We start from the raw sequence: 22,108 nt of genomic DNA, 5'->3' as shown, positions 1-22,108 counted from the left end.
GCCTTGCGCAGCTCGCGCGAAGACAAGCACAAGATCCGCCACAACGGCAGGGTGCGCGAACTGCCGTCGCGCGAAGCCTTGACTGCCATCGTCAACGGCCTGTCGGCGGCGCTGTTCCCCATCCATTACCAATTGAGATTTTTTTGCCCACTCGACGATAAATTGTTTAGGTCAGAACGGCCCCTCCCGAACCAGTATTCAGTTTAACAAACTCAACTAGTACAACATCAACTAACCGCGACGCATAGTTATCCTCGGCAGGTGTCAACTGCCTGCCAGTTGATTGGCACTCGGTGCAGTTTCCGATCAGAGCGAACCGTTGTCGACCTCCGTGCTGATCAGTGGGCGGTGTTTGGCCTCTTCAAGCTCGCGTTTGCACTGGTAAATGGCATCGCGCAGCGACTGCTGATAATACTCGTGGTCACGTTGTTGGGAGCTACAGTTTTCTCTTTGAATGCAATCGCGCTCCAACTCATTCAAGTAGGCGGCATTCGCTGCAGCCAGCGCGGCTTCAGCTTGTTCAACGGTTTTACTCATGGACCTGTCCTCACACTGGATGCCGACCAGATATCGGGCGCCGAAGCGCGGAATTTCTTTTTAAAGACGACTGCGCAAGTGGTGATTTCTATGCATTCCAATTACTCTTTAGCGCCAAAATAGTCGGCAGGGTACTCAACGCCGTCATCCGGGTACACCCGGCGATAGCCACCGGCGTTGCAATTTACTTCGATTACGAAATCGAGGTAAAGGATTCGTGCCTACTCCAGCCATGCAGCTTCTGGAACTGCCGCGTCCCATGGGGCACTGAAATCTGGAGCTTGAATTCCTGCAATATGCCGTAGGTTTCGCGAGTGGCAACACTGCAACCAGTACACAGCCGACGATCACCTCGCTTTTAGAGCTTCATACCTACCGCCAGCCGGTTAAATGCATTCATCAAGGCCGCGGCCAAAGTCAGATCGGAAATTTCGACATCGGAGAAATGTGCTTTCAAAGGCTCATATAGCTCGTCAGGCGCGCCCTTTTCGCTAATATGGGTAAGCGTCTCGGCCCATGCCAGGGCGGTACGCTCGCGGTCATTAAATAATTCGCTGATTCGCCATCCTGCGAGGCAATCCAGCTTCTCTTGCGGCATCTTGCATTCGCGCAGGGCCTGCGAATGTTCGCCCAGGCAGTAAGCACAGCCATTTATTTGCGAGATGCGCAAATAAATCAATTCAAGCAGCGGCAAACCTAGCGAGCTCGCGGCCAGCGCCGTATTGCAGGCGAGCAGACCTTGATAGGCTGCAGGCGATAGGGAACGAAATGGCAATCTAAGTTGACTCATGGTGAAACTCCTGCGTAGAAAAAAGGGATCAGGCATAAACAAGTTTGTTGAACCGAGGTTCCAGTGCCAGTCGGACACGCGCATGTTCGAGCGTGGCACGGACGGCCTCTTCTCCGAATACTAAGCCTTGAAGATAGCTGAAGTGCAGGTTGAACAGGCCAAGGGTGTTAAGCACGTGGCGCAGGTAAGTAGTGAGAAAATCTGGTTGCCGTGCCCGTTCTCCCTGATGAAAACCACCGGAACCGACCAGCACGTACACAGGGCGGTCGCTCAGGAGGCCAACTTTGCCATCGGGTCTTGAATTGAATGTCCGGTGAATTCGCAGGACATAGTCGATCCAGAGCTTGAGCGCGGCAGGGATCGTGAAGTTGTGCATTGGGGTGGCAATGAGCAGCATATCGCTGCGTTCCAATTCGGCGATCAGAACTTCGGAGGCCTCAAGTTCCGGCGAGTCGAACGGCGTATCAGAGGTCAGGGCACGGGCATAGTCCATACCGAGTGGCGACAGTGGATGTGCGCCCAAGTCTCGCTTGACAAGTTCGAGCCGCGGATACTGGTGCTGCAAAGATGAAACTAGTTCCAGTGCTAACTGGTTTGCATGGGAAACCTGCCCATTCGGGCTGGCATTGATCAACAGGACATTGTTCATGCCAGACTTTCTGGCCGAAGGCTCTGCGTGAAATGCATGCCACGGGCCAACAGCCCCTGGCGAAAATAGAAACGTTGTGCCAATGGCATATGCAGGCCTGTATCCAGCACGAAATGATCACAACTGCGCTGCATGGCCTCCTCCCGAACCGCAGTCAACAACCGCGCTCCCAGGCCGCTGCGCTGAAGATCAGAGCTGACCACTAGATCATCGACGTAAATGAAACGCCCGTAGAGCAGGTTTTCCAACGCGCGATAACCAGCCAGGCCGACCATGTGCTCGCCGGCCCACGCCGCCAGTAAACGGTAGCCCTGCTCGCTCTGCCGAACCAGTTGTGCCACGTAGGCGGCCGGATTGGCGATATGTGGCCTTAAGCCGCGCATCAGATCGAAACTGGCCTGAAAGGCCTCCTTGTCTTCGAGGTGTTGGAGTGTGTAATTCATGTCTGCAGTCCGTTGTAGAGATATAGCTCATCTTAGGGCTGCAATGGCTTAAACTACAGGGCCAAAAAATGCTTAAATGACTAGGCCATGATTTTTCCCTTCCTGCCGGACCGCAGCCAGCCAGCGCCGATCTATCGCCAACTTTATCAGCGATTCCGTGATTCCATTGCCGACGGCCGCCTGCGGCCGGGAGACCGTGTACCTGCAGTTCGCTCATTGGCTGCGGAGCTGAACTTGGCGCGCGGTACAGTGGAAGCGGCCTACCAGTTGCTGATTGGTGAAGGTTATTTGATTACGCGTGGGGCAGCCGGGACAGTAGTCTCAACGCAACTGCCGCCAGTTTCCTCGTCCATACTTCGCGGCCCAGTTATTTCGACGGTGTACCAAGCCACCCATTCCGGGACACTGCCGCTGGCACTGCAGATGGGCCTGCCCGCGCTGGACGCGTTTCCCCGTAAGCTCTGGACAAGACTGGCGGGTCGCCAGCTACGGCAGGATGGTGTCGAGGGGCTCGTCTACCCGGACGCACGAGGCCATGCCCCCTTACGCGCGGCCATTTCGACCTATCTGGGGATTTCGCGGGGTATCACTTGCCACCCGGAACAGGTTTTCGTGTGCGCCGGCTATCGCGCGTGTCTGGACCTCATTCATCACACGCTGATGCAACGAGGCGATACGTGTTGGCTAGAGGAACCCGGCTACTTCATGGCCAGGAATGCCCTACTGGAAGCCGGTGCACAATTGGTGCCGGTTCCAGTAGATGAGCAAGGCCTGGATGTTGCGCAAGGCATCGCCCGTGCTCCAGATGCCCGATTCGCAGTGGTCACGCCGACCCACCAGAGTCCGCTGGGTATATCGCTGTCGCTGCCACGTCGCTTGGCTTTGCTAGACTGGGCCAACCGCCGAGGTAGCTGGATCATCGAGGATGATTATGACAGCGAGTACCGTTATCTAGGTAAGCCCTTGCCGGCCCTCAAGAGCCTCGACCAGCAGGGCCGCGTGCTCTATACCGGTACCTTCAGCAAGGTGCTGTTTCCAGGTCTGCGTTTGGCCTATCTGGTTGTGCCGGCCGAACAGGTCGATGCGTTTGCCCGTCTGGCTGATCGTCTGCATAACTACTGCCCGTACGTGCTGCAGGCAACCGTAGCCGCTTTCCTCAACGAAGGGCACTTTGCGCGACATCTAAACAAAATGCGGAACCTCTACGCGCGCCGCCGTCAATGGCTGGTCGATGCACTGCGTCAGCAATTCGGCGCGCGTCTACTGATCACTCCCCAGGCGGGCGGCATGCATCTCGTTGTCGGCCTTCGCCAAGGTGATGATATCGAGTTCGCTCAGCGTGCCCAGGCCGTTGGCATAGTCGTCGAACCTCTGTCACGGTGGTACCTGGAGGCCAAACCAAGGCACGGCTTGATTCTTGGATTCACGAACATAGCCAGTCCCGAACAGGCGTCGGCGATGGCACTTCGGCTGGATAAGATCATCTAAGACGGTGAAATTTTAGTAGCGCTGTCTTGAGTCGAACCAACGCTCAATAGATTTATCGGCAGCAGGCAGACCGTATTCTGGAATGTCGGTGCCCGTCTGGCTCATGTCATTCGCGGCCTGGTTCTTTGATGTTCAAGAGTCCTTGCGTTTAGTCTCAAAAGGGGGATAGCAACGTATTTTCCATGCCAGTATCTGTGCGCAAATAGGGTGGCTTTAAGAACTATTCATCCGAATTCCATAGATTCTCCATGCTGCATCGCTACAGTCAATCGCTGATGTATTTCTCGTCAGCGTGTTTGTCCCGCATGCAAGCCATGACAGTCGTAGAGAGAAGGGATGCATTCGGGACGCGCTGGACAGTAGCTGAAAAATATAGAAAACATGAAATTAGAAGCCATCACCACGTCGGAATCACCGCACGAAACCAGCCCCCACACACTAAAGAAAATTTTCTCAATTGCCGTTTTGGCGCATGTGATCATCTGGATAATATTGCCATTATTATTTCAAAGCAATATTGCGCTAGACATGGCCGAGGGTTTAGCTTGGGGAAAAGAATGGCAACTTGGCTATGAGAAAGACCCACCATTGTTTCCATGGGTCATACAGACCCTGACATCTTGGTCAAATAGAGGGCTATGGATAAGCTATCTCGCAGGACAATTGTGCGTTGTCACAGTTTTCTTTGCCGTGTGGCAGTTGGGACGGCGAGTTGCGACTGAAATGCAGGCACTGATCGGTGCATTGTTGTTAGAAGGCGTTTATTATCTCAATCTTCCGGTTTTGGAATTGAATGACATCGTATTGCAGATGCCGTTTTCCGCCCTGTTTGGTTGGTTGCTACATAAGGCGATCCAAGATGATCAGCTGGGGCACTGGATTCTTGCGGGTTTGGTTTCCAGTTTAGGTTTGTTGTCGCGCTATTCTATGGGGGCATATATCGTACCCATCGCGCTATTCGTTATTATTCACCCAGCCTCCCGTCGTCGCCTGTACTCAAAAGGCCCGTGGCTTCTTATGCTGACATCCACACTAGTATTCCTTCCACATTTATACTGGATCATAAAAAGTGATTTTATTTCAATAAAGTATGTCGGGGACAGAGCGCCTGAAATTACACATGCATTTACTTTTATAAAGGAGTACTTTTCATTTATTGGGGCACAAATTTTAGCACTGTTACCCATGCTGGTAGTGGCATCATTTTTGTGGCGATGGCGGTCATCTCGTGTCTGGCTAAGGGCGCGATGGCATGACTTTGACTTTTGCTATATTGCTGTTTTAGCTCTAGGACCGGCAATTTTTTCCTTGTTGCTATCTTTGCTAGCGCAGCGCCCATTGAGGGCCATGTGGGGGGCGCCGCTGTGGTTTTTTACGGGGATTTTTATCGTTCTTCTTTTTCAGCCCATCTTGACGCAAAAACGTTTTCGTTACTTTATCCGTTCCTGGATTGTACTACTGATATTTCCTGCTTCTTTCTTTATTGCAGAGAAAATTTATGGAACTGACATTACCGGAAATGAGCAGGCCGTCAACTTTCCCGGCGAAAGTTTTGGTAGTGAAATCAATAACAGGTGGTACGCAACGACGAAACGATCATTGAAATATGTCATTGGAAATACTTGGAATGCAGGGAATGTCGCATTTTATGCAAAGGACCGGCCGTCTATCATATTCTCTCATGCAGATCTCCGTGTAAGCCCTTGGGTGAAAATAGAGGACCTTAAACAAGCAGGAGCTGTCATTGTGTGGAATATGCAGGAGGAGGGCATTGCGCTGCCCCAGTATCTTGCCGCGAGATTTCCAGATGCAGTTGTTCAGCCCGCATTGACCGTGAAAGGGAAACGATTTCATCATTTTGGCGTCGCCTACCTTTTACCGCAGTGACGGAATGCAAAGTACGTTTTTTCGCTGCTAAGCTGAAATGAAATATCATATCAAATGATTAATATTATTTAAATTGTGCCGGCAATAATCTTGTCTGAGGCTGGTTCGTCAGCGATAATTCGGCAGTATTTTAATTTTTTCTCTGCTGTGTAGGTGAATAGCCCGTTGGCAGCCAGTTTTCAAAAGCGATGAAATGAAAGCGAATGATTTTTACTCTTTTCGGCGCATAATGAAGCATATTTTTATGAGGAAGCTAAGGGAAATCGTCAGCAACGGAAAATGACTTCCAATAAAATCAAAGGGCAACGGCATCTTCTACGCCGGCGCATGATGGTGCTTGAGAGTCACCAACCTAGCAGGCAATTACCCGCATCTTCACTGCAGCCACAGTGAAGGTTTGCAGCGATTACAATCGCGCCTGCCATCGGGAAGGGGAGGGGCGATCAAAGAGGAAACAAATGCAGAACGACGAAGTCCACAAACACCCGAATCTTGGGTGATAGATGAGGACTCGACGGCCAAAGTACATGAAAAATCATACTGTCATGATTGTAATCATCTAACACACTGGTCAAACTTCCTATTTGCAATTGCCGGCGAACCGCTATTTCTGGCACACAAGCGATACCCAAACCCTCTTCAGCGAAGCAGACCTGTGGATCAAGAGTGTTTGTCACCATACTGGCTTGCAGGTTAAAGCTGGACGCGCCGGCAACTTGCAATGGCCAGGCGTCCAGCTTGCCAGTGCTGGGGAATCGATAGAGCAAGCAGGAATGCTTGATCAGGTCTTCGGGCGTGAGCGGCAAGCCCGCTACCCGAAAGTACTCAGGCGCGCCAACCATGACTTTGCGACAGGAGCCGATGCGACGGGCTGTTAGTCGGGAGTCGCTAGGTTCGCCAGTACGAATCACGGCATCGAAACCGTCTTCAATCACGTCTACCAATCTGTCCGAGTAATCAATGTCTAGCAGAATGTCGGGGTAAAGCCGCTTGAAGGCGGCCAGTTTTGGCATGAAGAGTGTGCCGACTGATGGCAGACTAATGCGCAACTTGCCACGTGGCGTATCCCGATTTTGTAATAGCTCAGCTTCGGCCTCCTTCACCTCTCCCAGAATACGGCGGCAACGCTCCAGAAATTGCGCACCTTCCGCCGTAAGACTGACGGTGCGCGTGGAGCGGTGAAATAGCCGTACGCCAAGTCGCTCTTCAAGACGAACAATGGCCTTGCTGACGGCCGATGCCGAAATGCCGAGCTGCTGCCCCGCAACTGTGAAACTGCGGGTTTCTCCGGCATGAACGAAGACGTTCAACGATCCCAGATTGTCCATATTTTTTATCCTTATTTATGACTCCAAAGTCATATGTATTTTCAACTGTAGCCTATTTTTCCTTTATCGATTGACGTCCACACTGTGATCATCCACTGGCGTGCCATCTGGCTGCCGATGAAGAACATAGGAAAGATACAAATGAATAATACGAATGCCACTTCGGCTCAAAGCGCGGATCGGCTGCCATTTGTCGCGCTTCTGGCCTTGGCGATGACAGGTTTTCTGGCGTTGTTAACCGAAACCATTCCAGCCGGAATGCTTACACAGCTAAGCGAAGGAATGGGGGTATCGCAAGCGCTTGCTGGACAGTTCGTTACGCTCTACGCCATTGGATCGCTAGTCGCAGCCATCCCGTTGACGGCAGCAACGCTGGCCTGGCGACGCCGACCATTGATGATTGCGGCGTTATTCGCCATGTTGCTCTTCAACATGGTTACAGCATTGACCTCCAACTATGTCGTCGCCTTGTCAGCACGATTTTTGGCCGGCATGGCAGGCGGCCTGATTTGGGGCATGCTGGCCGGCTACGCGCGACGCCTGGTGCCAGATCATCTCAAGGGGCGTGCCTTGGCCGTGGCGGGAATTGGTGCGCCGTTAGCATTATCGCTGGGCGTGCCGCTGGGCACATTACTGGGCGCTACCCTAGGCTGGCGTACTACCTTTGGAGTCATGTCGCTGCTGACGCTGGGAGTGATGGCCTGGATCTCTCTGCAGGTGCCAGACTATCCAGGACAAGCGGCAAAGAAGCAAACCCCTGTGTATCAGGTTTTTAACACTCCCGGCGTGCGGCCGGTCTTGGCGGTACTGGCGTTCTGGATACTCGCGCACAGCATTCTCTACACTTACTTGATGCCCTTCCTTGAGCCAGCGGGTTTGTCCAATCGGGTCGATGTGGTGCTCCTGCTCTTTGGTGTGGCATCGCTGGCTGGTATCTGGATCAGTGCCATGTTAATAGACCGTATGCTACGGTCTTTGGTACTGCTCAGCCTGGCGGGTTTTGCGCTTGCATCGCTTGCCCTTGGCCTAGCCGGCACTCAGCCGTGGGTCATCTATATCGCTGTAATCGCATGGGGCCTAACCTTTGGCGGCTCCGCTGCCTTGTTACAAACTGCATCGGCCGAGGCCGCCGGGTCAGGCGCAGATGTGGCGCAATCGATTCTGGTTACCGTATGGAATATTGCCATCGCAGCCGGTGGCCTTATCGGCGGAATTTTGCTGGAAACATCAGGTGTCGGTATTTTTCCCTGGGTATTGTTCATACTATTACTCACGGCTTTCTTGATAACCTGGGCTTGCCGTACGCATGGATTCCCTGGGAGGGCTGGCCGAATATCGTAGTTTCAAAAAATCAGGACTCTTGCCCCGACCATATGTGTATACGGTTACAACCGATACTATGGATGCCTGAAAGGTTAGAAGAATCAGTATGGAGGAATGCAGTCCGAAGGCGGCGGGCGTTCAAGAGTTTGCAGGGCGAGAATGCACGGTTAAAGAAGTCAATGCGACAGAACCTCATTTCGCCAATGCAGACCAGCACTGAACTAGATAATTAACGTTTCTTTGCCGTTCGATTGACAAGGAAATCGTACGCTACCTCCATGAATAGAATAGGAGAATCTTTGTGCACCTCGTGCCCTGCATAAGGGATGTTCAAGAAGACAGAACCTTTTATTTGATCTCGCAGTTCAGCAACGCTCTTTAACGAACAAAGATGATCTTCGTCGCCACGCACCAGCAACGTTTGTGCCGTGATCTGTTTGATCAGGTTGCCAGGGTAAGCACTGTGTTTGATATTTGTCCAGAGCGATACAACCGATTTGATCAACACATCGAAGTCTGGCTCTGGATTGTTCTCTTCGTAGTAGGAAACTGCGTTGGGGAACTTTGTCTTCCAGAAACCAGCTGTCACGCCACTTAACATGGGAAGGGCAGGGTCATCCGCCTCCATTTGACTTTGAGCCGCCACCGCCACAAGCCCCCTAATCCTCGACGGGGTTTCAGCTGCCATGCGCAAGGCAGTGATGCCACCGTCGCTAAAGCCCAGTATAGAAAAATAATCGAGTTTCAAATGCGCGACGATGGCTTCAACATCTGCTTGATATTGTTGATAGGTCAAGCGAGATTTTCCGAGCGTCGACTTGCCATGACCACGAAAATCAATGCCAATCAATCTAAATTCACTTGCAAGTTGTCCTACAATCCCATTGAAGTCTGTGAGGTTGCCTAAGCCGCCATGCAGTAACAGTAATGGACTCCCGATCGGATTGCCTATGATTTCGAAGTATATTTCGGCGTCATCAACTGGTAAGTACTGACCTGATGAATGAGTAAAAAAAGCCATGGTGAATTTATCCTTGCAAAATTTTAGTTTTTGATTCGCGGATCATACAAGGGTTGACTGTCAGTTTTTGTCAGTATCTGAGCCGTTTGCACTGAATCGCCATCAGTTTAGGTATTTCTGATTCATCACTTTTGCCCACTGTGGATTGGGGCCGGTGGCTTCAGCCGCCGATCCAGCAGGTTTGGCGCAATGGTGACTTCATCCCTATCGACAGTGTCCGTCCTGCTGTTGGCAGGCCCGGCGACTCCATCGCGAGCCGAGAACAGCGAATCCAAGCGAGGCAACGCCGATTGCGGCTCCCACCCAAGCAACAGCTGGCAGTCCATGACCGAAGCTGATCGGCAGTCCGGCAAGCAGCGGTGCAAGCGTCAGACCGGCTTGAAAGGCTGACGTGTTTGTCGCCCCTGCAAGCATCGGCGCATCGGGAGCGATCGCATAGACCCGGCCCCAAATTGGCGGATTTAGCAGGAAGCCTGAAACGCCGAGCAGAAATACCAGTACAATGGTCGCCACCATATGGGACGCCAGCAGCGCCATCGCAGCGGATATGACGATCAGGCCAGCGATGCCCACCACAAGCGTGGCGAACGGATAGCGATCAGCAGTACGTCCCCCAATCGTCAGCCCGATGAAGGCACCAACGCCAAACAGAGTCAGCACAGCGGGCAGCCACTGGTCGGGCAATCTACTCACCTCGAGCATCAAGGCCCCGAGATAAGCGAACGTGCCCATGTAGGCGGCAGTGGTAGCCGCCGTCGTAGCATAGGCCACCCAAAGAACCGGGGACTTCATGGCGCGCAACTCAGTGTTGAGGTCAGGCGCCGCCGCATCGCCAGGTGCCTTGTTGGGCAAAGCGAGAAGGCCGGCGACCGCCGCCACAGCAGTAACCGCGATGACGGCCCAGAATCCGCCGCGCCAGCCGGTTGAATCGCTGATGAACGTTCCTGCGGGGCCGCCCAGAACCATCGCGGTGGTCAAGCCACTGACAACGATGGAAAGTGCCTTGGCGCGGCGATCAGGAGGTGAAAGTTGCACGGCGCTTGCTGCCGCAACCGCCCAGAAGCACGCATACGCCAAGCCCATGACGAACCGGGCGGCAAGAATGGGCCAATAGCTTTGCGCAAGGAGGCTTAACACCGTTGCAGCGATGAAAGCCACTTGGCTGGCGAACAAGGTGTTGCGCTTAGACCAGTGCAGCGTCAAGATGGCGAACGGCGGCCCGCCTATCAGTGCACCCACTGCGAATGCGGAAATCAAGGTTCCCGCCGTTGGCAGCGTGATGTGCAGATCTGCCGCAATCATCGGGAGAATACCTCCCATCAAAAACTCGGCGCTGCCCATCGCAAACAAACTCAGGGCAAGAAGGTAGACGGCAGATGGAATGGCCGTGTTGCGCTCTTGGGGCCGCAACGGGGTTTCGCCGGCGCTGGGGGCGACGATGCTCACGTTTTCTTGCATTGTAGTTCTCCGATGGATTGATTTGAGAATCGAGGTTTGCCATCAATCCGCCGTGGCGGATTGCCGGCATGTGGGCGCAAAGCCATCCCCATGCGGCGTGTCCAGCAACGGTTCCGTTCATTCCCACACCCGCTTGAGCAGTGCGGTAGACAGATACTCGTTCCTTTCCGTTGCCGAAAATGTCGTTTGCAGGCATGATAAAAGTTGAAGTCAACTTCAAGTCAAGGGGGGCATCATGGATATTTCAGAGGTCGCCAGGCGCACAGGCATACCGGCCTCTTCGCTGCGGTTTTATGAAAAAAAGGGTTTAATCTCAGCAACCAGCAGCGCGGGGGAGCGGCGACACTTTGCACCGGACGTGGTCAATCAACTGGCATTGATTGCGCTCGGACAGGCAGGGCAACTCTCTCTGGAGGAAATCCGCACGATGCTTTCTCCCACTGGTGCCCCGCAGGTAGACAGGAATGTACTAGTGGCCAAAGCTGACGAAATCGACGCGACTATCAAGCGCCTACAAGCCATGAGCGAGGGTTTGCGCCATGCTGCACAATGCCCCGCTGCCAGCCACGCGCAATGCCCCAACTTCCAGCGTTTACTCAAGGTTGCTGCGGCGGCAAAGTTGAAGCAAAGCAGGTCGACAGCTATTAACGCATCTCCTGGTAGTCTTGTTGCCCGCCAAGCGATGAGGTCAAAAGCAAAGTGAGGCGGTCCCAGGTAATTGTCCGATTTTTGACCCGGGCGAATGACCAGACTATAAAAACGGTTGATTCAGCTATGGACGTGTTCAAACACTCAATGACGAGGCAGAAAGCCTTCGCCCCCGAATTTACCGGCCTTTTGTATGGCGCGTTCGGCAACATTATTGGTAAACGGTAGCGATAGACAGCGTACGCACAGGAGAACGGTATCGTTGTATTGGCGCATGCGGTGTAGCAGAGTGAAGGTGAAGGACTGTTCGTATCGGTCCCTTTGGCTAGCCTTGCTTACTTTCGACCCAAGCACGTCCGGTCACTCAAGAAGCACCTGGATCGAGCTGTCCGCGTGCGCAAGAGAGAGCGTGGGAATGTCGGGGGGGATGAGATTTTTGTCATCCTCATCACCATGGGCAGATACGCCAATGCTGACAATGGTTAGCATGAATTTACGCAGGTCGGACAGTCACATCAGGTCATTTGTGCAAATTAATGATCATCAGTGAGTGCGGGCGGATCAGCAAGACATGCCGTAATTTGCTGGCGTAGCCAGTCGATACCACCATCATGCCAACTGCTCGCCGACCAATGAAGGCGAATAGACAAAGTCGGGAGCATGAATGGAAGTTTGAGTATGCTGAGTGGCTTCTTGCGTTGGTCAATGATGAGCTTGGCGAATCGCTCAGGAACGACTGCAATGTAGGATTTGCCAACAAGTATTTCCGGCAGTATGAAAAAACTGGGAGTCGTAATGACTGGCACCCTAGTCTGTGCCTGCAAACGGTCAAGGACAGCATGGTGAGCTGAACTTGGTATATCAGCGACTGCATATTGAAGAAACTCGCTGTTGGCATTGACTGGCGCCGACGTGTCGTGCAGGCCAACATATCTATCCTTGAATAACAAAATACTGGATTTACGCGATTTAAGCTGCGGAATCCAGCCAAACGCCATGTCGATACTTCCATCATGCAATCTGTCAGCAAGAGAACCTTCCCAGTGCGCAACGACACGGATATGGATGCGCGGAGCATAAAACGCCACCCGCTGCATCAGCCGGTTCAGCACAAGAAGTTGACCAACATCTGTCATATAGATAATGAAAGTACGCCGTGAAGTTGCGGGGTCAAACGTAGCAGGCAGGCTCAGCGCCGCCTCCAGCGCCTTCATAGCCTCCGCCACCGGGAGGTACCACTTCCGGGCCATTTCAGTCGCTTGCATCCCTTCCGCACTGCGTATGAAAAGAGGGTCACCAGTAGTTTTTCGCAACCGGGCGAGCACTGTCGATACAGCTGGCTGAGTCATGCCAAGAGTATCTGCGGCGCGTCCGATATGGCGTTCGCGAAATACGGCAATAAATACTTTCAGTAATCGTAAATCCAGCTGGTCGAACATTGCGTTTCTTTTCATATTGTTTTCATCAACCCAGATCGCGCACGTGCATGTCATCGAAATTTTAATACTTCCTGCATTGCCACGAGTCTACTAGACCTGGCACCATCCATACCGGCGCCGCATTATTGCCGATGCCGCCACCTCCCGTATCCTGCAAGATTCATTCTCCGGCTCATTCGCATTTCCGAATAATACGCATGCCTACGTAACCAGCTAGCCAGCTTGATTGAATCTGGATAACGGTGAAGGCACTAGTGCCAGCCATTTTTTAGCATGCCATACCTCAAGGATGCATGGAAAAAGTTGAACGTGACATCAATTGGAATCCAACTGGCAGGGTGAAGGAGAATATGTGCCAACAACAGCATACGCCAGCGCTGCGGCCGCAAACAGTGCTCCAGCAATGCTGACGCCGGTCCAGGCAGCGATCGGAAAGATCCACGCGCCGATGAACGAGCCGCTAGCGGCCCCAGCAAAATTGCCTGCCATCATGGCTGCGGTCAGACGGCTTCTTTTCTCGGGAGCCAGGCGATATACCGCACTCATGTTGGCGACATGAACGCCCTGTATGCCCATATCAAGCAGCACGGCGCCGATAATCAGTGCGATTACATGTTGTTGGCCGAGCATGATTGGGAGCCATGAAAGCAACAGCAACATCAAGCCCAAAATGGTCGCGCGATTGCCTAAACCACGATCGGCCAGGTGTCCAAATGGTCTGGCAGCCATGGCGCCAGCGGCGCCAGCCAAACCAAACAGACCAATAGCAGTATTGGAGTAACCATGCGGCGGCCCCGCAAGCAGAAATGCCAATGGTGTCCAGAAAACACCAAACGATGCGAACAGGAACACACCTATCAAGGCACGCGAACGCAATATAGATTCGTCTATGTAGAGATGAAACAATGACACAAGCAAGTCTTTGTAGCTGAGATCCGTTGCGCTCTTAGACTTTGGCAACACTAACCTGAGCATGAGTGAAGCAGCCAGCATCATTATGGCGGCAAGCCAGTAAATAGCTCTCCAGTTATACAGGTCGGCGACGATGCCTGCCGCCACGCGGGCCAGCAATATTCCAAGAAGCAATCCTGCCATGAGTGTTCCGACCACGCGTCCCCGCTCATGCTTCGTCGCCAGGGTAGATGCAAATGGAATAAGAATCTGTGCAGCTACCGACATGCATCCTGCAAGGGCCGTACCAAAAAGCACAACGGCGATGCTACTGGCGGAGGCCGTGACCATCAAACCAATCGCTGCCATAACACTCATGGCGACAATTATGTTGCGGCGTTCCAGCACATCTCCCAACGGCACAAACAGCACAAGCCCGGCCGCGTAGCTCAATTGCGCCACAGTGACTATGCTGCCAGCGGCGGCGGCCGACAGGGAGAATTGTTCGCCCATGCTATACAACAGAGGCTGCGCATAGTAATTGCTGGCGACCGTTAGTCCTATAGCGATTGACATGAGTAAGACCATGGATGTCGTCATTTTCTGCTTGACTAACGATGTTGCCGTTGGTTTTGATGACGTTGATTCCATGTCTGCTTCCTGTCAGTTTATTGGTTCGATGTTACGTACCTGTAACTGGGGAGGCAATGTGTACAAGCTGATTTGTGTTATCCCGATTCGGCATACCCCCGGCCCCCACATTGCGCCGCTCGTGCTCTATCAACCACTGCTTGCGCGCAAGACCGCCGCCGTAGCTGGCCGGCCCGCCATTTTCATCTATCATCCGGTGGCAGGGAATGACGATAGCCACACGATTGGCAGCATTGGCACTGGTCATTGCTTGAACGAGCTGTGGCTGTCCGAGTTTCTCTGCCTGCTTGTCATAGCTAGCGGTGCTGCCATAGGGAATTGCACGCAACGCTAGCCACACCGACCGCTGGAAGTTGCTGCCGGGCGTGTCGAGCGCTAGTGCGAACTGTTGGCGGGTACCCGCAAAGTATTCGCTGACCTCGAGCTCGGCCTGGCGGGTGTGCTGGTTTTCGCCGGTCAAGATGCGCGCCTGCAAGAGCCTTTGCAGATCCTTAAACTTGGTCTCCAGCATACGTCGGTCGACGAATTCCAGTAGACAGATGCCGCGCGCGGTTGCGCAAGCGAACATTGGCCCCAAAGGCGTGGTAAAACGATGAATGAGAATGACATGGGCGGCTTCCGTCGGTGCTCCTCCGGTCAGCTTCTTGCAGGTGTAAGCAAAACCGCTGAGTGAGTCGTAGCCGCTATCGAACGCAGTATCAGTCGCGCGGCGACCGGCCCTCAACTCTTCTAGAGCCGTATTGATTCTCAACGAGCGCTGAAAAGACTGAAAACTCATACCATGGTGTGCTTGAAACCATCGCCGGATGCGCTCTGGGCTAAGACCACGCTGCCGGAGCTGGCAGTCGCTCAAGCGCTCTTTGGGGTGTTGGCGCACCCAGGCAATGGCCTCGGCGACATCGGGTGGCGCGGTGTGGGCGTTCTCCGTCGGTTTGCATACCTTACACGGCCTGTAACCGGCATCAAGGGCTTCCTTGAAGTTGGTGTAGAACACCACATTTTCGCGCTTGGGTTTGCGTGCGCGGCATGTGGCGATGCAGAACACGCCTGTTGTCTTCACTCCGACGTAGAAGATGCCGACATGATCAGCCGCCCGATCGAGCAGTGCACGGTAGTAGGCATCAATTTCTTGGACATCAGTGACCAGCATAGGCAAATACCCGTTGAAAAGATTTCTCTTCGCGCACGGCGACAAACAGTTGCAGAAGGGTCTGCTGTATGCGACTGTGCAGGAAATTACCCATGCTGATGCGCTTGACGCCTAGCGTAGTGAGCTTTTCAACTGATGGTAAATTCGGCATGCACATCACGTTCAACGGCAGAGATACGCCAGCCACGATAGTCGCGATATCAGTCTCGTCGGTGACACCGGGTACAAACAGGCCATCGGCGCCGGTGGCGGCATAACACCGGCCGCGGCTGACTGTTTCCGTAAGTGCATTCGCAATGCCCAGTAGGAAGGTATCGGTGCGTACATTGAGGAACAATTCCACGCCGGCCTCCTTCAATCCAGTGCGGATATCAGCAAGACGCTGTACGAAGACGTCAACGTTCAACAATTCTCGCATACCGTTGCGCACCACACTATCTTCCAAATTGACTCCGACCACGCCCATATCCGTCAATTTGAGTAGATTATCCACCACCTCACTTGCTGTCTCGCCATAGCCGGCTTCTACGTCAACGGTTAGTGGCAGGTCAGTTACGGCTTGTAAGCGAGCGACCAGTGTTTTCAGATCAGCAAAACTCACACCCTCGCCGTCGGCATAGCCCAAAGTATCGGCGATGGCCGCACTGGAAGTGCCAATGACGGCATAGCCTGCGGATGTCGCCGCACGGGCACTCGCGGCATCCCATACGTTGGCGAGCAACAACGGTTCGGCTTGTTGATGTAGTTGGGCAAAGTTCATGAATAACTCCTGGTTAGAATGTGGCGCCAGTATGTCTGTTTGCCCCTTTGTTCTACAACCGAAAACCGGACGAGTATTTTTTTGCTTGCATACTAGTTGGCGGTAAGTACGCGTCCCGTGTTGCCTGACTAATGCGGTGCTATTATGGCAAGAAGGCTTGCACGATCAGTGATTCCGCATCAGCTAGAGGGCCGAGACAACGGGTGGCGAGGCCGTCGAAATAGGCTAGCGGATCAATAATATCCTCAGGCGTAAAGACGCCGCGACGATCGCCAAAGCCGCTGGCGAACAAGGGCAGAGTCATGGCGAGGGGGATGCTCGTCGCGCCTGCCATACCATCGGGAATGACCACCTTCAGGTGTGCGCTTGAGATCATGGCTCGCCCTTCGCGTCTGCCCCGTGCCCAGGCAAACAGCTCCGGTGGCGAGGGATCTGCATTGCGCTGCGCTTTACTTAGAGCCGTGCCTTGAACCTTATCAAGTTCAAGCGCAGCGCATTCAACGGACATGATCCCCTTGTCAATGAGGGAAGCGATCATTTTCAGATCACGGAAATCCTGGTCTGGGCCGATCATGACGTTTGCGCAAGTGGTGAGCGATGGAAACGCACGAGGCAATGTGACAGCCTCGGGGTGGCCGACTGTCCAGACGGGCAGCTCCCCGTAGCCAGGGTAGGCAATGATGTGCCGCTGCAGCGGTTTTACCTGGCGCAGTTGGCCTCTTTCCTGCTGCCTGATGGTACCTGTGAGTTGCTGTAACCAATGCACTGAAGCCGCGCTCGGTTTCCGCGGCTTGACCCGCGGGGAAGGCGTTGATGATTGATCGTTTCCGTCGACGATAGACCAGCCGGTGAGTAGTTCCTCGGTCTGGTCGAGGCTGGACGCTGCAACCATTGCAAGCAAATTGGTCAAGCCCGGACTGGCGCCGATGCCGATGATGGCGACAACGTTGTTTGCTTTGGCTAAGCTATCAAGCTGGAGCATCTCCAGCGTGGGCTCCCAATCATCGCAAATGTCTGCGTAGTGCTTACCCGCAGTGATAACGGCATGGAGAATAGGGACACCAAAGCGATAGAAGGGGCCTATGGTGTTGAGAACCACGTCGTGCGCGGCAAGCAGGGGATGCAGTTCACTCGGGGCGGTCGCATCACATTGAAAGGCTGCACCTTTGCTGCCCAAGCTATTTGCCACGGCAAGGGCCGCCTTGTGGTTCATGTCTGCGACAGTCACTGTTTCGACGAAGTCATAGCTCGCCGCTTCACGAGCGGCAATGCGCCCCATTTCGCCGCCACCGCCTAATATCAATACCTTCATTCTTTTCTCCTGTCTAAACTGTTAATAAATGGCGTTCAAGTACCGCATTGAGCTCTCTCAGATTCCTCAGATGAGTGGGGCTTCGCGCGCGGCCGCTTTACTGCGTAACCTCGTTCCCTGGAAGGTGATGCTCGTCGGCGTCCTTGCGATCTTGGTCAGTCACCGATGTCAGACGTGCCAGTTTTGGAGCGAGCCATAGCCTCAAGTCATCCATATAGGTGAAGATCACGGGAACAAAAACGAGACTCAGTAAGGTTGAGGTCATCAAGCCGCCGATTACCGCCACCGCCATGGGGGCACGGAAGCTTGCGTCGGCGCCGCTACTGAGCAAGGCCGGCACCATGCCTGCTGCCATGGCGATCGTGGTCATGACGATGGGGCGCGCCCGCTCAGCGCCAGACTGCATCAATGCCTGGAACCGTATCATCCCTTCGCGTCGCTTTTCGGTGGCGAACTCGACAATGAGGATAGAGTTTTTGGTCACAATGCCCATGAGCATTAGAATGCCAATGACAGCGGGCAGGTCCAGCGCAGCCCCGTAGAGAAGAAGACCACCCAGAGCGCCGCCGATCGAGAGTGGCAGAGCGGTCAAGATGGTAATCGGCTGTAGGAAGTCCTTGAACAACAGTACCAGTACCGCGTACACCATCAACACGCCAAAGCCCATGGCCAAGCCGAATTTCGTGAACATCTCATTCATGTATTCCGTATCACCGTACTCTGCGCGCGTAATGCCTGGAGGCAGACTGAGCGCGACGGGCAGCAGGCCGATACGGTCCTGCGCGGTGCCCAGTGTGGTGCCCGCAACCAAGTCGGCATCGACGGAGATGCGGCGCAGGCGGTCGAATCGATCAATGCGCGCAGGTCCTGCGCCAAAGTTCACATCGGCCACCGAGTGCAAAGGAATACTCTGGCCATCGATGGTAGGTACGCGCAGCTGGCGTAGTGTTTCCAGCTCGCTACGCGTTTTTGTACTCAGCGCGACGCGGATAGGCACTTGACGATCCGCAAAGTTGAAACGCGCGGAACTCGCATCGATCTCTCCTACCGTGGCAATGCGCATGACGGTACCTATGCTCTGCGGCAATGCCCCCGCGCGCGCTGCTTCGATCGGACGCGGCCGGATCAACAGCTCCGGACGAAGCAGGGGCTCATTGACCTGTACATTGCTAATTCCTGGCACGCCCTTCATTTGCTTTTGCAACGCATGGGCCGTTTGCGACAATTTTTCGGGGTCGGCGCCAAGCAGGATGATGGATACATCCCGCGAATCGCCTTCTGCTTTGAAAGAAAAACGCATGTCCGGGAATTGGCTCAGTGTCTGTCGCAAGGTGTGCTCAAACGCTTTTTGGCTGATATCGCGCTTGTTTGCCGGCGTCAGCCGGACCAGCAGGGTCCCCGCACTGGTGCCATCCTGACCGCCAGCTGTGGCAAACACGGCAGCGACTTCCTTGTGCTTGCGCACCTCTTTGGTGATGGCCTGCAGCCTTGCGTCGGTTTGCTTCAACTGCGACCCCGGGGGAAGCGCGATACTGATCTGCGCCAGGCTTTGATCACTGACAGGCATGAAGCCCGTAGGCAACAAGGGTATCATCAGCAGTGAGGCGGCCAGGAAAGCACCAGCGGAAACGAGCGCCAGACCGCGATGCGTCAATGCCCATTCCAGAATTGCCAGATAGCGTCCCATCAAACTACCGGGCCTGACCTGCGCGTCAGTCCCGGGCTTGAAGGACGAACTTGGCTGCAGCAGATATGCTGCCAGCAACGGCGTTGCCAGGCGCGCCACCAGCAGCGAGGCCAGTACGGCAACGGACACCGTGATGCCAAATTGGGTGAAGTACTTGCCTACGTAGCCGCCAATGAAACTAACCGGAAGGAATACTGCGACGATGGTGGCCGTAATGGCAACGACTGCAAAACCGATGGCATCCGAGGCGTCAATGGCCGCCTGAAACGGTCGCTTGCCCATGTGCAAGTGGCGCTCAATATTTTCGATCTCAACAATGGCGTCATCGACGAGGATGCCGATTACCAACGTCAGGGCCAGCAAGGTCATGCTGTTGAGAGTGTAGTTTAACTGAGCCATCACGGCAAAAGTCGGCAAGATGGACAGCGGCAGCGCAATAGCGGCCACCAGCGTCGCCCGCCAGTTGCGCAGGAAGAAAAAGACGACCAGTACTGTCAGCGCTGCCCCTTCGACCAGGGTCATCATCGACATCTTGTAGCTGGCGCGGGTATAGTCCACGAGGGAGATGATTTGCTGAATCTGCACATCGCCATAGGTTTTTTGCAACTTGGCAATGGCTGATTCCACCCCCGATGCAACCACGGTGTCGCTGGCGCCTTTGCTGCGAAATACCGAAAATCCGACAACTTCGCTGCCATTCAGCCGCGCCCGTTCACGTGCTTCCCCACTACCGTCAGTCACGCTGGCCAGGTCAGACAGCACGCTCCAGCGGCCATCCGTCAAGGCGATGGGGCGTGCCGCGAGTTCAGCAACGCTTGCCGCACTGCCCAGGGAGCGTATAGCCAGTTCCTGGCCTTTTAAGATGGTATGGCCACCGGGCACATCAATGTTTGACTGGACAATCTGCGCATTGACCTGGTCTGCGGTGATGCCGAGAGCTTCAAGCCGGTCTGGCTTGAGTTCAACGCGGACCTCCCGATTGACACCGCCGAGGCGCTGCACTTTCTGTACGCCAGGTGTTGCCAGCAACGAGCGGCTCACCGTGTCATCAACGAACCAGGACAATTCCTGCGGTGCCCGCGACGTCGAGCTGATGGCATAGTAAAGAATGGCGCCACCTTCAACATCGACCCGCGAGATGAGTGGCTCCAGTATGTTCTGTGGCAAGTCCGCACGTACATTGGACACCGCATCGCGCACGTCGTTGGTCGCCCGATCGGGATCAATACCCAGTTGGAACTCGACGGTCGTCAGTGAGACCCCTTCGCTCAAAGTGGACGTAACGTGCCGAATCCCGGCCATGCCGGCAATGGCACCTTCGACACGGCGTGTGACGGCGTTCTCCAGTTCGCTTGGAGCTGCGCCCGGCTGGGTAATCGCCACGGTGACGACAGGGAAATCGACGCGTGGATTGGAATTGATCGGCAGACCGATAAAGGCGCTCCAACCCGCAATTGCCAGAAGCAAGAACAGCAGCATGGTCGGTATGGGGCGGCGGATAGCCCAGGAAGAAAGCTGAAGATTCACAGAATGTCATCCTTCTTGTCCACAATGCTCACGACATCGCCATCGCGCAGGAAGGCCGAGGCGGTGGCCACCACACGTTCACCGGTTTTGAGGCCGGACCTGATCTCCATCAGGTCCGTGCCGCACATGGCGACCGTCACCTGACGACGTATTACCTTGCCGTCGTCATGCACCAGCATTACTGATGCCTGCCCCTTGTCAGTGATGGTTACCGAGCGGGAAGGCAAGGCTACCGCCAGGGATTTTCTGCCCAGTTCCAGTTGCGCTAGCGCAAACGCGCCGGTGCGTAGCTCACTGTGTGGAACGGCCAGGACAATCCGAATTTTGCCAAGCCTGGACTGGGGATCGATCCTGGGGGTGACTAGACGCACGTGGCCGGCGATAGGCCCAGGCTGACCGGCAACGCTAACGTGTGCAGCTGTTCCTTGGCGCACGCGCGCGAGGTCACCTTCGGCGATCTCGGCTTCGAGTTCGAGCTGTCCGGAGCGAACCAAGCGGAACAAGGGTTCGCCGCTTGCGAGCGCTCCGGCACGGGCACCACGTTCGACGATCAGTCCGTCCGCCGGTGCATGCACCCTTGTCTTACCCAATTGGCTACGGCTTTCGGCCAGGCGCGCAAGCGCTTGATCGATATCAGCGCGTGCCACCTGCAGGCTGGCCAAAGCAGATTCTGCCTGTGCTCGGCGTTCGTCGACTTGCTGTGCACTGACCGTACCAATGCCCAGCGGTTCGATGCGTTGAAAACTGGCTTGGGCTTCGCGATGCGTGGCACGCCTCTCACGTAAGGTGGCGCGCGCGCTGGAAAGTGCGGCCTCAGCCTGACTTACCTGGGCCATGAGCCCCGTACTTTCCAATTCGGCCAGCAATTGACCTTGCCGAACCGTGTCCCCCATCTCCACCAGCACACGGACGACACGTTGGTCCTGAAGGGCAGTTCCGATGGCGATCTCATCACGCGCCACCAGCGTGCCGCTGATGCGGGTGGTTTGTATCCATTCCGCTGGACTGGCGACGACAACGCCTACCTGGATGGGCGGTGTGCTGGACGGTGCGCTCGATTGTGCTGGCCAGAGTGCCCAGACAGTCAGCAAGGCGAGCATTGTGCCAATGCCTGCGATA

General features: G+C 54.6%; 18 protein-coding genes and 1 pseudogene. 5 read left to right on the top strand and 14 right to left on the bottom strand.

Translation table 11 applies throughout. The annotated features are described in order from the left end of the window. Positions 1-129: pseudogene (locus tag AC07VI_RS25315) on the top strand (serine O-acetyltransferase EpsC); the annotation flags it as partial. 177 nt (positions 130-306) lie between these two features. Here AC07VI_RS25315 and AC07VI_RS25310 read toward each other — a convergent pair. The 4 genes from AC07VI_RS25310 to AC07VI_RS25295 all read right to left on the bottom strand — a co-directional run bounded on the left by AC07VI_RS25310 (position 307) and on the right by AC07VI_RS25295 (position 2,419). Next, positions 307-537, bottom strand: a complete 231-nt coding sequence (locus AC07VI_RS25310) for a hypothetical protein (protein WP_086145994.1) — start codon at positions 535-537, stop codon at positions 307-309. A gap of 358 nt (positions 538-895) precedes the next feature. Then, positions 896-1,327 (bottom strand): carboxymuconolactone decarboxylase family protein, encoded by a 432-nt coding sequence (locus tag AC07VI_RS25305; protein ID WP_086146049.1) that lies wholly within the window; start codon positions 1,325-1,327, stop codon positions 896-898. A gap of 28 nt (positions 1,328-1,355) precedes the next feature. After that, complete coding sequence (locus tag AC07VI_RS25300) at positions 1,356-1,976, bottom strand: FMN-dependent NADH-azoreductase (RefSeq protein WP_086145995.1); 621 nt, start codon at positions 1,974-1,976, stop codon at positions 1,356-1,358. Further along, a complete protein-coding gene (locus AC07VI_RS25295; protein ID WP_086145996.1) occupies positions 1,973-2,419 on the bottom strand; it encodes a GNAT family N-acetyltransferase in 447 nt (148 codons plus the stop codon). Before AC07VI_RS25295 ends, AC07VI_RS25300 begins: the two co-directional genes overlap by 4 nt. 87 nt (positions 2,420-2,506) lie before the next feature. Between AC07VI_RS25295 and pdxR the strand changes: the two genes are divergently transcribed. Next, a complete protein-coding gene (gene pdxR, locus AC07VI_RS25290) occupies positions 2,507-3,907 on the top strand; it encodes a MocR-like pyridoxine biosynthesis transcription factor PdxR (protein ID WP_086145997.1) in 1,401 nt (466 codons plus the stop codon). Between the two features lie 381 nt (positions 3,908-4,288). Further along, positions 4,289-5,794 (top strand): glycosyltransferase family 39 protein, encoded by a 1,506-nt coding sequence (locus AC07VI_RS25285; protein WP_086145998.1) that lies wholly within the window; start codon positions 4,289-4,291, stop codon positions 5,792-5,794. Between the two features lie 443 nt (positions 5,795-6,237). Here AC07VI_RS25285 and AC07VI_RS25280 read toward each other — a convergent pair whose 3' ends face one another. Next, on the bottom strand, positions 6,238-7,122 hold the full coding sequence (locus AC07VI_RS25280) for a LysR family transcriptional regulator (protein ID WP_086145999.1): 885 nt from the start codon (positions 7,120-7,122) through the stop codon (positions 6,238-6,240). A 141-nt stretch (positions 7,123-7,263) separates the two neighbouring features. Here AC07VI_RS25280 and AC07VI_RS25275 point away from each other — a divergent pair, with 141 nt between their 5' ends. After that, entirely contained in the window at positions 7,264-8,463 is a 1,200-nt protein-coding gene (locus tag AC07VI_RS25275) for an MFS transporter (RefSeq protein ID WP_492996360.1), read from the top strand. 211 nt (positions 8,464-8,674) lie between these two features. Here the strand turns inward: AC07VI_RS25275 and AC07VI_RS25270 are convergent, their stop codons facing one another. Both AC07VI_RS25270 and AC07VI_RS25265 read right to left on the bottom strand, forming a co-directional pair. Further along, positions 8,675-9,466 carry an alpha/beta fold hydrolase gene (locus tag AC07VI_RS25270; RefSeq protein WP_099375001.1) on the bottom strand — a complete coding sequence of 264 codons (792 nt, stop codon included), beginning with the start codon at positions 9,464-9,466 and terminating at the stop codon, positions 8,675-8,677. Positions 9,467-9,670: 204 nt separating this feature from the next. Continuing rightward, a complete protein-coding gene (locus tag AC07VI_RS25265; protein ID WP_099375000.1) occupies positions 9,671-10,924 on the bottom strand; it encodes an MFS transporter in 1,254 nt (417 codons plus the stop codon). Positions 10,925-11,159: 235 nt separating this feature from the next. Between AC07VI_RS25265 and AC07VI_RS25260 the strand changes: the two genes are divergently transcribed. Continuing rightward, a complete protein-coding gene (locus AC07VI_RS25260; RefSeq protein ID WP_099374999.1) occupies positions 11,160-11,627 on the top strand; it encodes a helix-turn-helix domain-containing protein in 468 nt (155 codons plus the stop codon). Positions 11,628-12,105: 478 nt separating this feature from the next. Here the strand turns inward: AC07VI_RS25260 and AC07VI_RS25255 are convergent, their stop codons facing one another. The 7 genes from AC07VI_RS25255 to AC07VI_RS25225 all read right to left on the bottom strand — a co-directional run bounded on the left by AC07VI_RS25255 (position 12,106) and on the right by AC07VI_RS25225 (position 22,089). Further along, positions 12,106-13,011, bottom strand: a complete 906-nt coding sequence (locus AC07VI_RS25255; protein WP_172404757.1) for a LysR family transcriptional regulator — start codon at positions 13,009-13,011, stop codon at positions 12,106-12,108. A 315-nt stretch (positions 13,012-13,326) separates the two neighbouring features. Further along, a complete protein-coding gene (locus AC07VI_RS25250; protein ID WP_492995187.1) occupies positions 13,327-14,553 on the bottom strand; it encodes an MFS transporter in 1,227 nt (408 codons plus the stop codon). 31 nt (positions 14,554-14,584) lie between these two features. Then, entirely contained in the window at positions 14,585-15,703 is a 1,119-nt protein-coding gene (locus AC07VI_RS25245; RefSeq protein ID WP_086146005.1) for a bifunctional transcriptional activator/DNA repair enzyme AdaA, read from the bottom strand. Continuing rightward, complete coding sequence (locus AC07VI_RS25240) at positions 15,690-16,463, bottom strand: isocitrate lyase/PEP mutase family protein (protein ID WP_086146006.1); 774 nt, start codon at positions 16,461-16,463, stop codon at positions 15,690-15,692. The genes AC07VI_RS25245 and AC07VI_RS25240 overlap by 14 nt, the downstream gene beginning before the upstream one ends. Before the next feature lie 142 nt (positions 16,464-16,605). Continuing rightward, a complete protein-coding gene (locus tag AC07VI_RS25235) occupies positions 16,606-17,775 on the bottom strand; it encodes a saccharopine dehydrogenase family protein (RefSeq protein ID WP_086146007.1) in 1,170 nt (389 codons plus the stop codon). 97 nt (positions 17,776-17,872) lie between these two features. Continuing rightward, positions 17,873-20,989 (bottom strand): efflux RND transporter permease subunit, encoded by a 3,117-nt coding sequence (locus AC07VI_RS25230; RefSeq protein ID WP_492995184.1) that lies wholly within the window; start codon positions 20,987-20,989, stop codon positions 17,873-17,875. Continuing rightward, the gene (locus AC07VI_RS25225; protein WP_492995182.1) at positions 20,986-22,089 is read right to left on the bottom strand and encodes an efflux RND transporter periplasmic adaptor subunit; all 1,104 of its coding nucleotides are present in this window, start codon (positions 22,087-22,089) and stop codon (positions 20,986-20,988) included. The genes AC07VI_RS25230 and AC07VI_RS25225 overlap by 4 nt, the downstream gene beginning before the upstream one ends. Positions 22,090-22,108: the final 19 nt, after the last annotated feature.

It is taken from the genome of Janthinobacterium sp. GW821-FHT03A03 (assembly GCF_059421435.1).
The sequence above is the reverse complement of the archived record's forward strand: the minus strand, read 5'-3'. Positions and strand labels throughout refer to the sequence as shown.

Bases quoted from the DNA above. Each gene is read 5' to 3' on its own strand.
- AC07VI_RS25260 (WP_099374999.1), top strand. From the start codon at position 11,160: ATGGATATTTCAGAGGTCGCCAGGCGCACAGGCATACCGGCCTCTTCG.
- AC07VI_RS25295 (WP_086145996.1), bottom strand. From the start codon at position 2,419: ATGAATTACACACTCCAACACCTCGAAGACAAGGAGGCCTTTCAGGCC.
- AC07VI_RS25275 (WP_492996360.1), top strand. From the start codon at position 7,264: ATGAATAATACGAATGCCACTTCGGCTCAAAGCGCGGATCGGCTGCCA.
- AC07VI_RS25270 (WP_099375001.1), bottom strand. From the start codon at position 9,466: ATGGCTTTTTTTACTCATTCATCAGGTCAGTACTTACCAGTTGATGAC.
- AC07VI_RS25250 (WP_492995187.1), bottom strand. From the start codon at position 14,553: ATGGAATCAACGTCATCAAAACCAACGGCAACATCGTTAGTCAAGCAG.
- AC07VI_RS25235 (WP_086146007.1), bottom strand. From the start codon at position 17,775: ATGAAGGTATTGATATTAGGCGGTGGCGGCGAAATGGGGCGCATTGCC.
- AC07VI_RS25240 (WP_086146006.1), bottom strand. From the start codon at position 16,463: ATGAACTTTGCCCAACTACATCAACAAGCCGAACCGTTGTTGCTCGCC.
- AC07VI_RS25300 (WP_086145995.1), bottom strand. From the start codon at position 1,976: ATGAACAATGTCCTGTTGATCAATGCCAGCCCGAATGGGCAGGTTTCC.
- AC07VI_RS25265 (WP_099375000.1), bottom strand. From the start codon at position 10,924: ATGCAAGAAAACGTGAGCATCGTCGCCCCCAGCGCCGGCGAAACCCCG.
- AC07VI_RS25305 (WP_086146049.1), bottom strand. From the start codon at position 1,327: ATGAGTCAACTTAGATTGCCATTTCGTTCCCTATCGCCTGCAGCCTAT.
- AC07VI_RS25280 (WP_086145999.1), bottom strand. From the start codon at position 7,122: ATGGACAATCTGGGATCGTTGAACGTCTTCGTTCATGCCGGAGAAACC.
- AC07VI_RS25255 (WP_172404757.1), bottom strand. From the start codon at position 13,011: ATGTTCGACCAGCTGGATTTACGATTACTGAAAGTATTTATTGCCGTA.
- AC07VI_RS25245 (WP_086146005.1), bottom strand. From the start codon at position 15,703: ATGCTGGTCACTGATGTCCAAGAAATTGATGCCTACTACCGTGCACTG.
- AC07VI_RS25310 (WP_086145994.1), bottom strand. From the start codon at position 537: ATGAGTAAAACCGTTGAACAAGCTGAAGCCGCGCTGGCTGCAGCGAAT.
- AC07VI_RS25225 (WP_492995182.1), bottom strand. From the start codon at position 22,089: ATGCTCGCCTTGCTGACTGTCTGGGCACTCTGGCCAGCACAATCGAGC.
- AC07VI_RS25285 (WP_086145998.1), top strand. From the start codon at position 4,289: ATGAAATTAGAAGCCATCACCACGTCGGAATCACCGCACGAAACCAGC.
- pdxR (WP_086145997.1), top strand. From the start codon at position 2,507: ATGATTTTTCCCTTCCTGCCGGACCGCAGCCAGCCAGCGCCGATCTAT.